A 14,600-nucleotide genomic window follows, 5' to 3' on the forward strand; every position below is an offset into this window, starting at 1 on the left:
GTTAGATTGATGTTGCAACTAAAACTACATGATTAAAAAAAAGTAACCACTTGATTTATAGAAATATTAAGAAATTACTTACGTGATTATCGACCTACACACCATCGTTTTTCACTAATTATAAAACCAATACTTAAGTTGGCAACAGGGTAAATACCACCTTCAAATTGCCCATCATAATATGCTGCCCCAACATCTACCGAAAAGTTAAAACCAGAATCATAACTTCGCTGAATACCGGTTACCAAACCTGCATAACCAAAGGCACCTTTTACATTCTCTGTACCAATTGTACGTGAACCCGGAAAAAAAACAGCAACCGCAGGCGCTATATAATTGGCAGAATTACCGTAAATCTGTTTTCTTTTTCTTTGTCGTTTCTCAAAATTATAATAATACCTGTACTGCCCTGCAATGGCAGGAAAAACTCCCAGCTCACTATACACATCTGGCAGTAATGGATCTAATGCCGCCTGAATACCAACCTTAACATCAAAAGTTGTATTGGCACCTAATGCCATTTCATACTCCAAACCCGGATTGATCAAATTGATTTTCACCTGTCTCAATTCACAATTCTTACCAAATTGGGCGCTGCCTTTACAAGCAAATAAGGCAAGTAAAATTATAGGTAGGTACTTCTTAAAGTTCATTCCGATTTGGGTTTTCGACAATCTTATCCTAATAGAACAGTAAGCTGCTTAAAATAGTATCTTTGTTTAAAAATATTCGACGAATGAACTTATCTCTAATACCCCAAATAAAACACACCGACAGTAATAATTTCTTTCTTCTTTCTGGTCCTTGTGCCATTGAAGGTGAAGACATGGCAATGCGTATTGCAGAGCATATTGTAACCATAACCGATGAGCTTAAAATACCTTATGTTTTTAAAGGAAGTTTCAAGAAAGCAAATCGTAGTAGGTTAGATTCATTTACGGGTATAGGCGATGAAAAAGCATTGAAAATACTAAGAAAAGTATCTGAAACATTTAAGGTGCCAACGGTTACCGATATACATACCGAGCAAGATGCCATCATGGCCGCAGAATATGTTGATGTGCTACAAATACCAGCTTTTTTAGCACGCCAAACAGATTTAGTGGTTGCTGCTGCTAACACAGGTAAAACGGTAAATATTAAAAAAGGGCAATTTATGAGTCCGGAGAGCATGAAACATGCTGTCAACAAAGTAACTGAAACTGGAAACGAGCAAGCTATAATTACCGATCGTGGAACCATGTTCGGTTATCAAGATATGATTGTAGATTTTAGAGGTGTACCGACCATGAAACAATATGCACCTGTAGTTTTAGATGTTACACATTCGTTACAACAGCCGAATCAAACTTCTGGTGTTACAGGTGGTAGACCAGCATTGATTGGTACTATGGCTCGTGCAGGTGTTGCCGCTGGTGTTGACGGACTTTTTATAGAAACTCATTTTGATTGTGCCAATGCAAAAAGTGATGGTGCCAATATGCTAGACTTAGGACTAATGAAAAAACTATTGACAGATTTAGTGGCGCTGAGATCTGTGGTAAATCAGTTTTAATTTATAAGTCTTCTCGTTTATAAAACCCATTTTTACGAACGGAATAAGCATCTTGTAAAACATCAATAAGAACCTCGTTATCAATATCTTCAAGGGTACTATAACGCATTGAACGTACTACTTTTCTGTTTTCAGAAATTAGTACGTTCAAATGTTTTGTAAGGTGTGCAGAGTTCCAGAAAGCAATATCCACAAATTGCTTTTTGTGTGATGCATTTAAATAGCAGATCGGAGATTTTCCAATATAAAAACAAGGAATATTCCATTTAAACTTTAACTCTACCTCTGGCAAAGTAGTTTCAATCATCATTTGTAAATGCATTAAAATACTCTTGTAAGGTTCGGGCTGATTAAAAATGTAGTTCTCTGCTGGTTTCATTATTAAATTGATTGTATTAATTTAAAATACGAATTTATTTACTAATACGCATTCAAATATATAATTTTGACTCCTTTAAAATTTATCGATGTTACATAAAACAACAACAGTTTTAATATTTGCTTTTATAATAACCTTCAGCCATCAATGTTTTTCGCAAGACGATCACGATCACAATTGGTATTTCAATAATAGTAAAAGTTTAAGTGAATTATGGGAACTAGATGATGAGCATCAACGTGGCACATTCATTCTTACTTCTTACAAACCTATATACATAACCGCCGCAAAATATTCTACCAACCCAAATGAATTTCCACAGGCAGAAAATTCAGATAAAGTTTTAGATGAGCCAAATAGCTTAAATGCTGTAGAATCAAAATTTCAGATTAGCCTAAAAACAAAAATTTTTCATGGTATGTTTGATGGTCGAATGGATTTATGGATGGGCTATTCGCAGACCGCTTATTGGCAAATTTATAACACAGAACGTTCAAGACCATTTAGAGAATTGAATTATCAACCCGAAATTATCGCCAACTTTCCTATTAAATTTAAATTACTTGGTTTTGATACCAAAATGGTTGGCGCTTCAGTCATACATGAATCTAACGGGCAGTCTGACCCAATTTCAAGAAGCTGGAACCGTATTGCCTTTCATGCTGCATTTGAGCGTGATAATTGGCAAGTAATGCTAAAACCTTGGATACGTATAGGAAGTAAAATTGATGACAACGAAAATATATCTGATTACGTTGGACGTGGCGAGGCTGATATCACTTATGATTGGGGTAGACAGCGTTTTAGAACAATAGCCAGACATTCGTTAAACTTAGGAGATAAGAGTCGCGGCAGTTTACAATTCACCTGGTCTTTTCCTATTTACGAGAACTTCAACGGGCATTTACAACTTTTTGATGGGTACGGAGAAACTCTCATTGATTATAACCATAGACAAACCACCTTTGGCATTGGGGTTTCTTTGATAAATTGATACTATTTACTTCACAAGATTACTACAAGCTATTTTTAAATTTCTTTGGTGTTATACCTTCTTGACGTTTAAACGCTGCAGAGAAATGTGTGGCATTTTTGTAACCTATTTGTTCGGCAATCTCGTAGATGGGTATATCTGTATTTAATAATAGAGATTTTGATTTTTCTATCTTTTTATCAATACTATATTCATGTACAGTTTTTCCAAAAACCCTTAAAAACTCTTTGTTTAAAACAGTTTTATTAATACCAACTTCTTTAGCCAATTCTGCTACGGAATAGTTAATGGCTAAATTCTCGTTAATACGTTTTTGAATACATAACAATTTCTTCAATACATTACTATTTTGAAAGGCATTATTACTAAGATGTTCATTTTTGTAATTGGAAACTTGAACGGCCAACATCTCAAAAACCTTTGCTTTTAAATAAATAAGTCTTGCCGTTCCTTCAAATCTCACCTTTTCAAAAGTTTCTAAAATAGACATCATTTCATTAGTAATTGGCAATATTAAATTATCATCTATAAGTTCTTTTAATTTTAAATCATTGAAAAAACCATGCTTAGCTAAAAATGAATTTGATAACTTCACCTTAACCTCTTTATATGTTTTATTTCCGGTAATCTTAGAGGTTCCTTCAAAAGATTTGATATTTGCCAAGTAAGAGTCTCCACTCTCTAAAAAAATATCATCACAATTTAAAATTGAAATTACTCGCTCACCCTCAATCAGAAAAGATAATTGCACAAAGTCGATTTTTAATTTCTGCTTTAAAACGACATCCCTCTTCAATCTAAAGACCAGAGTAGATATAATTACATCTTCAAAATGTATTTCGTCAATACGTCCCTTACCATACTGCTCTTTAACATGATAGACCTTATGGTTTACCTCATCATTACCATTTTCTTCAACACAGTCCGCCAATTTATGATACGCAATTTCTTGCGACTCGGTTAAATCAACAATCTGCGCATCTGTAAAATTGCGTCTTTTTTTTACCATTTCACGTCATTTCTAATCCATGACTAGGTCATAAATTCGCATCAAACTTATTTAGACTAATTAAAAATAACAAATAATTCATGAAGAATATTTACACAATTCTGCTCTTTCTAATTGGCACCTCTTTCACTTTTGCACAAAGTGGTGACTTAAAAGGTACCGTTGTAGACCAAAACAACAACCCACTATCTAATGTTAATATTAGTATTTCCAAAACCAGTTTAGGAACAACCACTAACGCCAAAGGTAGATTTGAAATAAAGAATTTAGCCGCTGGTCCATATACATTGACATTGTCTATCGTAGGTCATGTTTCTAAACAAATCTCAACTACCGTATTAGCCAATAAATCAATAGAAATAGTCACTGTTTCGCTACCAGAGCAAAGTGAACAACTTAATGAAGTAGTAGTAAAAGGGCATCATAACAAATATGCCGTAAAAACCCCATCATCATCGTTACGCTTAAAAACAGAAATAGCCAAACTACCTCAGAACATTCAAATCATTAGTAGCGAACTACTACAAGACCAACAAGCTACAAGTATTATGGACGGGGTTATTAGAAATGTTTCTGGAGTTACACTTTTAGAGCACTGGGGAAATTTTGCTAGAGTAAATATGCGAGGTTTTAGGTTACCGGCATTTAGAAACGGATTTAATGTACAAGACACTTGGGGACCATTATCTGAAGATATGGCATTTGTAGATCAAATAGAATTTGTAAAAGGTCCTGCAGGTTTTATGATGTCTGCGGGAGAACCTGGCGGATTCTATAATGTGGTCACTAAAAAACCATCTGAAAAAACAATTAGACAAGTATCATTAATGGCAGGTAGTTTTGATAACTATCGAGCAACATTAGACCTTGGAGGAAAGGCTACCGAAAACGGGAAATTATTATATCGATTTAATGCCATGTACCAAACATCTGATAGTCATAGAGGTAATGAAGATGCTGAGCGTTACGGCTTTGCTCCAGCCCTAACCTACAATCTATCTCAAAAAACGTCTGTTACGGCAGAATTAAGTGTTCAACAAGCAGAAAGCTATATGGGAGCAGCCTATGTTTTTGCTCCGAATGAGGACGGTTACGGTAGTTTAGATAGAGATTTTAAATTTACAGATACGAATTACCCAGCTTCAGACATACAGGAAGTTACCTTTTTTGGAACCGTAAAACATGACTTTAATAAGGATTGGAGTTGGGAAACCAAATTTGGTTCTTTACGTTATGATCAAGTAGGTAATTCTACTTGGGTGTGGTCAATGGAGCAAAATGGCGATGCAGTACGTTACATAAGTAATTGGGATGCGCTCTCTATAGGCAAGTACTTTCAAACTTATGTATCTGGAGCCTTTCAAACTGGTGGCGTAAGCCATAAACTATTAGGTGGATTCGATTATAGCCAAAAGGAATATTGGGCAGATTTCAATCAATTTGGTCTCACCGATATAGACAAACCATTTAATATTTATAATCCTGTATACGGAAACACAGAACTACCGGTATTCAACAAGTCTGTACCCGTTCAATATCGCGATAACATTTATAATTACGGTGGTATTAACCGCTCTGTTTATGTACAGGATGAAATTGGTTTTTTTAATGACAAGGCACGTTTAACACTTGCAGGTAGATATACCAATCTATTTACCCGGGGCAAAGATGAAACCGATTCAAAAATTACACCACGTATAGGTTTAAGTGTAGACATATTACCAAGTCTTACAGCATATGCCTTATACGACCGCTCATTTATTGGACAAAATGGAGTAAGCTTTACAGGAGAAACCTTTGATCCAGTTGATGCCAATGATATTGAAGGTGGTATTAAAAAGAGCTTTTTTGATGGTAGGTTAAGAACTTCATTAGGTGCATATCAAATCACCAAACAAAATGTACTGGTAACAGATCCAGAGAATCCTAACTTCTCAATACAGTTGGGTGAAATTCAATCTAAAGGTATAGAATTTGATTTGCAAGGTGAGATTACGCCTGAATTAAACGTTATACTAAATTACGCCAATACAAATGTTGAAATTACAGAAGACACCAACCCTGAAAGTATAGGACAACGTGTAGCTGGGCATGCAAAGCATTTAACAAATGGCTGGCTTAATTATAAATTTCCAGAAATATCCAAGCTTCAAGGTTTTGGTGCTTCTTTAGGCTACCAATATCAAATTGATCGTTCTACATGGTCATGGGGTGCAGATAATGAATCTCAATTACCCGATTACTTTAGACTAGATGGCGCACTCTCCTGGAGCAATGATCAGTTTAGAGTTCAGTTTAACGTGAACAACCTTTTAAATGAATACTTGTATTCCGGATCTAATTATGCCACTTATTTATATTGGCAATCAGAACCAGGCATCAATGGTAGGGTAACAGTAACCTATAATTTCTAGAAAAACATATTAATTAATTCTTGTTGAGTTAGTGCAATCCGGTTATCCCTCGGCAAAATGCCGAGGGTTTAACCATAAATAAATAATCATGAAAAAAATAATAATTACGATTTCCCTACTTCTATTCACCATTTCACCAATGTTTGCCCACTATTTATGGCTAGAAACCGACCGAACCGGCAGCTTACAAAAAGAACAAGAAGTTAGGGTCTATTTTGGCGAATACACTCACGGAGTTATTGAGAAAGTAAAAGGGGATAATTTCCCGTCAGTTGCAAAATTCAATTTGTGGCTTATACATCCAGATGGCTCAAAAAAAGTTTTAAAAACTACTGCGAAAGAAGATTACTATGTAGCCTATTTCATTCCAAAAGCTAATGGAACTTATACAGTAGCATTAAATAATGACAATATTGAAGTACTGGATTATACAGAATGGGATTTTGGCATCTTCAAAACCCATTATCAATCTACCGCCAAAGTACAGGTGGGTAATATAATAGCCGATACCAAAACCTTAAATACTGACGGCATAGTAATAAAGGAATTAAAGAGCACCAATGGTGAAATTAAATTACAAGTGCTTTTTAAAGGAAAACCTTTGGCTAAAAATGAGTTTCAAATATATGTGTCAGATTTATGGAGTAAAACTCTTGAAACAGATGATAACGGTGAAGTAAGCTTTCAATTACCATGGAATACTAAGTACACTATGGAAACTGTTTATGAAGAAAGAGTCCCAGGTTCCTATAATGGAAAAGATTATGAATTTGTTTGGCATTGTGCTACTTATTGTATCAACCAGTAAAAACAGAGATGATAACTATAATTCTATTATTAACCTTTACCGGATTTTATACTTTTTACGCAACAACAAAAAGGCAAAAGGTGCCCATACATTTAAAAATAGAAACTTGGTGCCTTAAAAAAAGTACCCAAGCCAAAGCAATAGGTTCTATAGTAATTATGATTGCCTGTGCCCTTTCCATATATCAATTTGGATGGGGCTCGGGCATTTTTACCTTTTCAATTTTCTTAATGACCGTGGCTAGTCTCATAATACTATTACAGCCACTTCATCTTATTACCTACAAAACAATAAGCCTAACCATACTACTAATTTTCCTAATGGAATTCTCATTTTTTTAATATGCCCGCTAATTCAAAATATCTGAATCCGTCTTTTTGGCCTCGCTTTTCCAAAATTACGGCCGCCATTATAGGTGGTTTTATCGTTTCAATACTTTTTCACTTGGCCATTGCCAGTTGGTTAGACCATGTTGATGTAATAATTACCAGCACTTACAGCGCTATAATACTTTGGGTCTGCTTAATGATTATAGCTTTTTTGGCTAAAAACGGATGGAAAATTTGGGGTATTTACGTTATAACCTCCATTATACTGGCAATAATAATGTTTTACGGTAAAGCTCTAAACCCTCTTATATAATGTCTAAAAGAACATATAACATTTTATTTCATTTACATACGGTTAGCGGCATTGTAATAAGTGTAGCACTCTATGTAATTTTCTTCACTGGCTCCTTTTCCTTTTTTAGAGATGAAATTGTTAATTGGGAGCGCGACCACACGGTTAAAGCGCCAGAGGAAATAAACTTAGATTTTGATGAGACCTTGGAGCAAATGTCCAAAGAAAGAAACTTGTTCGGTCGAGACATTGAGTTTAAGCAGTACTACAATGAACAACATATTGGTGTAAACTTAGGAGCTTCAAAAGATACTTTACTTACCAAAGAAAAAGCTGCAGGTGCATTTTACTATTTAAATACAGATGACAAATCTACTACTGATTATGCTACCTCCTACTCATTGGGCGAATTCCTATATCGTTTACATTTTTTCGCTCAAATGCCACACCCGTTCGGGTATTACCTATCTGGTTTTGTAGCCCTATTTTTCTTGTTCGCATTAATTACCGGCATAGTGGTCCATTGGGATAAAATTATTTCCAACTTTTATGTTTTCAGACCAATGACTAAGTTAAAAACAGTTTGGACAGATGCACATACTGCATTAGGTGTTATTGGTTTTCCGTTTCAATTGGTATATGCAGTTACAGGAACTTTTTTTATGTTAAAAATACTTTTGGTGGCACCTACGGTATTAGCGCTATATGATGGCAATGATAAAAAACTATATGAAGATTTAGAATATGCGCATCCACATTTCGAATTTCAAAATACGCCTATAAATAAATCAATAAATATTAATAGCTACGTAAAACAAGTAAAGTCTAAATGGAATAATTTTAATGTGAACGAAGTTCATATTTTCAATTATGGAGATAAAGGGATGCATGTATCTGTAAGTGGAAATCTAGATTATAAAAATAAAATTAACGGCTACGGATATACCATATATAATGTAACAGACGGTAGTATATATGGTATTAAAGACCCTACCCAAAAAACATCTTACTTAGATGCGGTTAAAGGTATCTTCTATCGATTGCACTTTGGTGATTATGGTGGATATGGGTTGCGCATCATTTCATTTTTACTAGGTCTTATTGGTTGTTTCGTAATACTGAGCGGTGTACTTATATGGTTGACCGCCAGAAACAAGAAAAATATTCCCGTTAAAAAAAGAAAATTCAATGAGGCAGTAGTCAGGTACTATTTAGCCATTTGTTTAAGTATGTACCCTATAACAGCTTTATCATTTATTTTAGTTAAAGTGGTGAATCCTACAGGAATGAGCCTTCTCTACCAGTTTTATTTTATAGGGTGGTTATTGATTTCTATTTTCTTCATACTGCAAAAAGACAATTATCTCACCAATACCTACAGTTTACTTTCTGGCAGTATAATTGGCTTAAGCATACCAATTGTGAATGGTATCTGTACAGGTAATTGGATATGGGTAAGCTTTGAAAAGGGATATGACCAAATTTTGTTCATAGATATTTTTTGGATTGTTATTGGCATAGTTGGTCTGCTCATTTTTAGCAAGATTATTAAGACTCAGAAAAATAATAGCATCAATAAATAACCATTTATTAATCTATAGTAAACACCTCATTTATAGATAGGCGAGTCGATTTTCATACATTTGGATAAATAACCGACCCATGAAAACTCGACTTGCCTTTCTGTATTTCTTATTGATCTCCTTTTCTATTCTAGCACAAGAGCATAAGCATAGCAGTGCACGACCTCTAAATTTTCCAGATATACCAGGGTATAAAAGTCTAAAGACAGATTTACATATTCATACCGTTTTCTCAGATGGATATGTTTGGCCTAATATTAGAGTGATGGAGGCACTACGAGATAACTTGGATGCTATTTCATTAACTGAACATTTAGAATATCAACCACACTTAGCTGACATTCCGCATCCAGATAGAAACCGTTCTTATACTATTGCTATGGCAGAAGCCAAGGAGCATGATTTAATGATTGTTCATGGTTCTGAAATTACGAGAAGCGAACCTGCGGGTCACAATAATGCCGTTTTTATAAAAGATGCAAATCCTATTTTACAAGACAAGGCAGAAGATGCTTTTATGGAAGCCAAAAAACAAGGTGCATTTGTATTTTGGAACCATCCGGCATGGTATAATCAATCTCCAAAAGGAAATCCCATATTCAGCGACTTTCAAAAAGAACGCTTAAAAAAGGGTGAATTACACGGAATAGAAGTAATCAATTCTGTGGATTATGCTCAAGAATCATTAGCGTTAGCTTTAGAACATAATCTAACCATAATGGGTACCAGTGACATTCACGGACTCATAGATTGGGATTATACTGAAAAAGGCAACCAACGACCAATTACGCTGGTATTTGCAAAGGAAAGGAGCATAGAAAGTATGCAAGAAGCGCTATTTGCAGGAAGAACAGTTGCGGTGTACAATGACCTAATGGTTGGTAAGGAAGAATTTTTAATTCCGCTTTTAGAGCAAAGCCTGATAGTTGAAAAAGCCAGTTATGCCAACAACACACATGTACTCCTTTTAGAAGTAAAAAATATTACCAGTAGTGACCTTCTTTTTGAAAATGAATCTGAATACACTTTTTACGACAGCTCACCTGTATTTAAAATTAAAGCCGGCGAAACAAAAAAAATATCCCTTAAAACATTAGAAAATAAGCGCGAAGTCTTATTAAAACTAAAAGCACTAGGTTGTTTTACAGCGCCAAAACAACAACCTACAATTTCATACAGCATTACGGTTAAGTAGTAAAAATCATTTTTTTTTAAAATCTATAGTGCTGAATTGCATATTTAATTTAACTTTGTATTTCAAAGTACTTTAATATGGAGACAAATAAGTATCTAAACGATATTACCGAAATCAAGAATTTAATGAATCGTTCTTCACGGTTTATTTCTCTAAGTGGCCTATCTGGTATTCTAGCTGGCGTATACGCGTTAATAGGTGCAGGATTAGCATACACTAGGTTAAAAAGTTTTTCTGCCAGCAACTATGATGGTCTTTCTGGAAGAAGCACCTCTCTTTGGGGAACTGATATGGTTAAAGATTTAACAATCATCGCAACTGCCGTTTTAGTTTTAGCTGCATTTACCGGATTTATAATGACCTTAAGAAAAGCCAAAAAAAGTGGCGAGAAAATTTGGGACAGCACAAGTAAACGACTGGTATTTAACTTTCTAATTCCTTTAGTTGTCGGTGGTTTATTCTGCCTAGTATTAATGCAACAGGGTATTGCCGGTCTCGTTGCTCCTACGACGCTTATATTTTATGGTCTGGCTTGTGTAAATGCAAGTAAGTACACTATGGGCGATGTACGTTATATGGGTTTAGCTTTTATAGCAATTGGACTAGTTAGTACTCAATTTATAGGATATGGATTGTATTTTTGGGCTTTAGGGTTTGGCGTTTGCCATATTCTATATGGTGGATTAATGTATTATAAGTATGATAGAAATTAAGATTAGTTAGCTATTGATATATGAGTTTAATTGACAACATAAATAAAGCTTTTGACCACCGAATACGATTGGGCATAATGTCTATTCTAATGGTGAACGATTATGCTGATTTTAAAATGTTGAAGGAACTGTTAGGTGCAACCGACGGCAATTTAGCCAGTCACACCAAAGCGCTCGAAAAAGAGGAATATATAAAAGTGGAAAAGCAATTTATTGGTCGTAAACCAAACACACGTTATTCTGCCACCCCACTTGGCAAAGCACAATTTAAGAAGCATATTAATGCTTTAGAAAAACTCATAGGTAAGTAATATATTTTTTTATCATTTTACTTTGAATTTCAAAGTACTTTTAAAATAATAAATAATGAGAGCAACCGTTTTAGAAAAATTATATGATTGGAGCGTGACACCCTATCAATACTTCAAGAAAAATGAAGCTTGGCAATATAATGCTGAAGTGCTAAAAGAGTATCCAAGCAACTCGTTAGGCTATCATATGGGTGAATTTCTTATTGCCAATAACTTTCAGTTACAAGAAAAACTAGAGAGTCATGATGTATTTCATGTACTCACGAACACGGGAACTACGGTACCCGAAGAAATAAGCATGCAGTTCTATTTATTGGGAAATGGAAAAAGAAGTCTTTACCTATTTACCGTAATATTAATAGGTTCTATTCTATATCCGGAGTATTGGAGATTCTTCAAATCGAAATACACACTTGGAAAATCTGCACTACCCTTTCATCAATTAGAGTTTCAGAAGCTGCTGCATCAACCCATCCAACGAATAAAATCCACATTTTTAATTCCATAAATCCTACAATAATGAAAACAAAATTTACACACTCAATTAATTATATAGCTGTATTGACTGCAATAATCAGCTTTATTCTTGGTACTGTTTTACTCCTATTATTTAAAACAACTGGTGATTCCTATTTTGTAAGAATAGGTTACTTGTACACGATTCTAGCTACTTTTACCAATACAATTTTACTTCTCCTCATAGTAATAAATAGCATACGGTACTACAAAGACTGCACCGAACACATTAGTACCATGCTCATTGTTATAGTCAATATACCCATTACTATTTTTTACCTAAATCTTTTATAGGTTATAACAAACAATTTCGACAACTATCTGCAAGCCTAATACTTGTATTCATATTCAAAAAGATACTGAGATAACTTTAATCATTAACGACCTTTTAAATACATCATATTATGAATATTCATATAAAATCAATCTTATCTGCCTTAGCCTTCAGTTTATTATTCTACAGTAAAAGCTTTGGTCTAAATCTATTCTTAATATCAATTTTAGTGGTAGTGCTTGTCTCTACCTTAAAAGAAACTAGAGCCATGTCTTGGGGCTATGCACTTACCTATATTTTAACTTCCATCTTTATTCTTATTAACCCAACGGGGTTTACCGTATTTGTTCATTTCATGGCATTGATGGTGTTCATAGGAAAGTCCATATCAAGCAAAACCTCATTATACCTTTCTTGGTTACTTGGGTTTACTAATTTATTGGTTGCGTCTATCGCAAATTTCATTCAAAGACAAAATTCAGAAGAAGAAAAAGATATAAAGAAAGAGACTTCACCAAAACTGTTGAACCGCTTAAAAGGTGGCTTCTTTGCTGGTATTCTACTAATCTTATTTGCCACGCTTTATAAGAATGCGAATCCTGTTTTTGAAAATCTGGTAGACCAAATCTCTTTTGACTTTATTAGTTTCCCTTGGGTATTCTTCACATTTCTGGGGTATGTTATATTTCTAAACATTTTACGTCCGTTAGATGCACAAGAATTAATAGCAGTTGATGTATCTCAGAAAAACGAATTGGAGACTCCGACCGAAATAGAAATAATAGGTCAAAAAAAGCAACTTGAAAGTGAGCATACCTTAGGCTCATTTATTTTTATCGCCCTTAATTTTTTACTGGTATTCTTTTTAGTAACCGACGGAATTTACCTATTCCAAAAAGGCGATATTTCTAATGCAGAATATTCGGCATCTGTTCATCAAGGTGTCTATGCCCTAATGTTTTCGATAGTGTTAGCAATTATTTTAATTCTTTATTTCTTTAGAGGAAACCTCAATTTTTATAAAGAGAATACGCAAATAAAAACGCTAACCTATGTTTGGATCTCTTTAAATATTATACTAATTGTCTTTACATCTTACAAGAACTTTACCTATGTTGAAGCCTTAGGTCTTACTTATAAACGCATTGGTGTTTTCGTATATCTGCTACTTACCCTTACCGGATTAATTACAGCCTATATTAAAGTAGCGGAAATAAAAAGCTTTGTTTATTTAGTACGCACCAATATCGCCACAGTGTTTACTTTCTTAGTACTAAGCGCTGCAGTGCCGTGGGATAAAACAATTACGTATTTTAATTTAAGTACACTAGAAAATCCAGATATTCATTACCTCATCGATTTAGGGGATACCAATAGCATTCAATTATATAACTATGCTAAAGAGAAAGAAGTTAATTATGATCTTAACATTAGTATTCTAGAAAAACACGAAGAATATATCACCTTACAATCAGAAAAAACATGGCAAGAATATACGTTTGCCCAACTAATTAAAAACGATAAGTAATGGCGGTTTTATTTAAACATAAATGGAACCGTAGAATTGTAAGAGTAGTTTCCTTGTATTTTCTTTTATCAACTTTAGTAATGTGCATCGCTTTAATTCCGGAAACCAAGTTTATTAATATTGTTGGTATTATACTATATCTCAGCTATATCATCGTTACCTGTATAGCTCTAGTCATATTATTACTAAATCTATTGCGGTATTCAAAGGATATACAGGAGCATACCATGGTTCTTATTTTACTAGTTATAAATTACCCCTTAAGTATATTATATATCTATCTCGCGAACGTGTAAACCTTCAACACATGAAATTCAAATTCACCCGTATCTATTTTATATACTTTCTAATCTTATTAGGTATAGAAATCTTAATTGCCGTGTTTTTAAAATCCGGCTTTATTCGACACACATTCGGAGATTACCTTGTGGTCATTCTTATGTTTTACTTTTTTAAATCTTTCGTGAAGGCAAATGATATTACCCTGGGCATTATCAATTTACTTATAGCGTATGCAATTGAATTTTTGCAGCTTACCAATATGTTAAGCTACTTTGGGGTGAAACAATCTAAATGGGCAAACTTAATCTTCGGAAACTATTTTAGCATTCAAGATTTATTGGCATATACCTTAGGTATACTTACTGTAACTAGCTTAGAAATAAAAAAACAATTTCAAATAAATTATTCTAAAAAGTAA

14 protein-coding genes are annotated in these 14,600 nt (G+C 34.1%); 11 read left to right on the top strand and 3 right to left on the bottom strand.

Annotation, left to right across the window (positions count from 1 at the left end; all coding sequences use genetic code 11):
• Positions 1-86 precede the first annotated feature (86 nt).
• A complete protein-coding gene (locus P178_RS0102490) occupies positions 87-653 on the bottom strand; it encodes a hypothetical protein (RefSeq protein ID WP_027064724.1) in 567 nt (188 codons plus the stop codon).
• 83 nt (positions 654-736) lie between these two features.
• Here P178_RS0102490 and kdsA point away from each other — a divergent pair, with 83 nt between their 5' ends.
• Positions 737-1,555 (top strand): 3-deoxy-8-phosphooctulonate synthase, encoded by an 819-nt coding sequence (gene kdsA, locus P178_RS0102495; protein ID WP_027064725.1) that lies wholly within the window; start codon positions 737-739, stop codon positions 1,553-1,555.
• A 1-nt stretch (position 1,556) separates the two neighbouring features.
• On the opposite strand, the gene P178_RS0102500 is transcribed toward kdsA, so the two are convergent.
• Positions 1,557-1,934: a DUF1801 domain-containing protein gene (locus tag P178_RS0102500; RefSeq protein ID WP_027064726.1), complete on the bottom strand. Its 378-nt coding sequence runs from the start codon at positions 1,932-1,934 to the stop codon at positions 1,557-1,559.
• An 88-nt stretch (positions 1,935-2,022) separates the two neighbouring features.
• Here P178_RS0102500 and P178_RS0102505 point away from each other — a divergent pair, with 88 nt between their 5' ends.
• Positions 2,023-2,928, top strand: coding sequence for a phospholipase A (locus P178_RS0102505; protein ID WP_027064727.1), 906 nt, complete (start codon positions 2,023-2,025; stop codon positions 2,926-2,928).
• Positions 2,929-2,950: 22 nt separating this feature from the next.
• On the opposite strand, the gene P178_RS0102510 is transcribed toward P178_RS0102505, so the two are convergent.
• Entirely contained in the window at positions 2,951-3,937 is a 987-nt protein-coding gene (locus P178_RS0102510; protein ID WP_027064728.1) for a helix-turn-helix domain-containing protein, read from the bottom strand.
• Between the two features lie 80 nt (positions 3,938-4,017).
• On the opposite strand from P178_RS0102510, the gene P178_RS0102515 reads away from it, so the two are divergent.
• The 9 genes from P178_RS0102515 (at position 4,018) to P178_RS21340 (ending at position 14,600) form a co-directional block, all read left to right on the top strand.
• Positions 4,018-6,351: a TonB-dependent receptor gene (locus tag P178_RS0102515; protein ID WP_027064729.1), complete on the top strand. Its 2,334-nt coding sequence runs from the start codon at positions 4,018-4,020 to the stop codon at positions 6,349-6,351.
• Between the two features lie 88 nt (positions 6,352-6,439).
• Positions 6,440-7,159: a DUF4198 domain-containing protein gene (locus tag P178_RS0102520; RefSeq protein WP_027064730.1), complete on the top strand. Its 720-nt coding sequence runs from the start codon at positions 6,440-6,442 to the stop codon at positions 7,157-7,159.
• A gap of 641 nt (positions 7,160-7,800) precedes the next feature.
• Positions 7,801-9,363, top strand: coding sequence for a PepSY-associated TM helix domain-containing protein (locus tag P178_RS0102535; RefSeq protein ID WP_027064733.1), 1,563 nt, complete (start codon positions 7,801-7,803; stop codon positions 9,361-9,363).
• A 79-nt stretch (positions 9,364-9,442) separates the two neighbouring features.
• Entirely contained in the window at positions 9,443-10,558 is a 1,116-nt protein-coding gene (locus P178_RS0102540; RefSeq protein WP_036145609.1) for an Sb-PDE family phosphodiesterase, read from the top strand.
• A 77-nt stretch (positions 10,559-10,635) separates the two neighbouring features.
• Positions 10,636-11,271 (top strand): hypothetical protein, encoded by a 636-nt coding sequence (locus P178_RS0102545; protein ID WP_027064735.1) that lies wholly within the window; start codon positions 10,636-10,638, stop codon positions 11,269-11,271.
• 20 nt (positions 11,272-11,291) lie between these two features.
• Positions 11,292-11,582 (top strand): winged helix-turn-helix domain-containing protein, encoded by a 291-nt coding sequence (locus tag P178_RS0102550; RefSeq protein ID WP_027064736.1) that lies wholly within the window; start codon positions 11,292-11,294, stop codon positions 11,580-11,582.
• A 55-nt stretch (positions 11,583-11,637) separates the two neighbouring features.
• Complete coding sequence (locus tag P178_RS0102555; RefSeq protein ID WP_027064737.1) at positions 11,638-12,090, top strand: hypothetical protein; 453 nt, start codon at positions 11,638-11,640, stop codon at positions 12,088-12,090.
• A gap of 412 nt (positions 12,091-12,502) precedes the next feature.
• Positions 12,503-13,900: a DUF4173 domain-containing protein gene (locus P178_RS0102560; protein ID WP_027064738.1), complete on the top strand. Its 1,398-nt coding sequence runs from the start codon at positions 12,503-12,505 to the stop codon at positions 13,898-13,900.
• Positions 13,901-14,207: 307 nt separating this feature from the next.
• The gene (locus P178_RS21340) at positions 14,208-14,600 is read left to right on the top strand and encodes a DUF2809 domain-containing protein (protein ID WP_036145612.1); all 393 of its coding nucleotides are present in this window, start codon (positions 14,208-14,210) and stop codon (positions 14,598-14,600) included.

Origin of the sequence: Maribacter sp. Hel_I_7 (assembly GCF_000688315.1) — a bacterium.
Classification (GTDB): domain Bacteria; phylum Bacteroidota; class Bacteroidia; order Flavobacteriales; family Flavobacteriaceae; genus Maribacter; species Maribacter stanieri.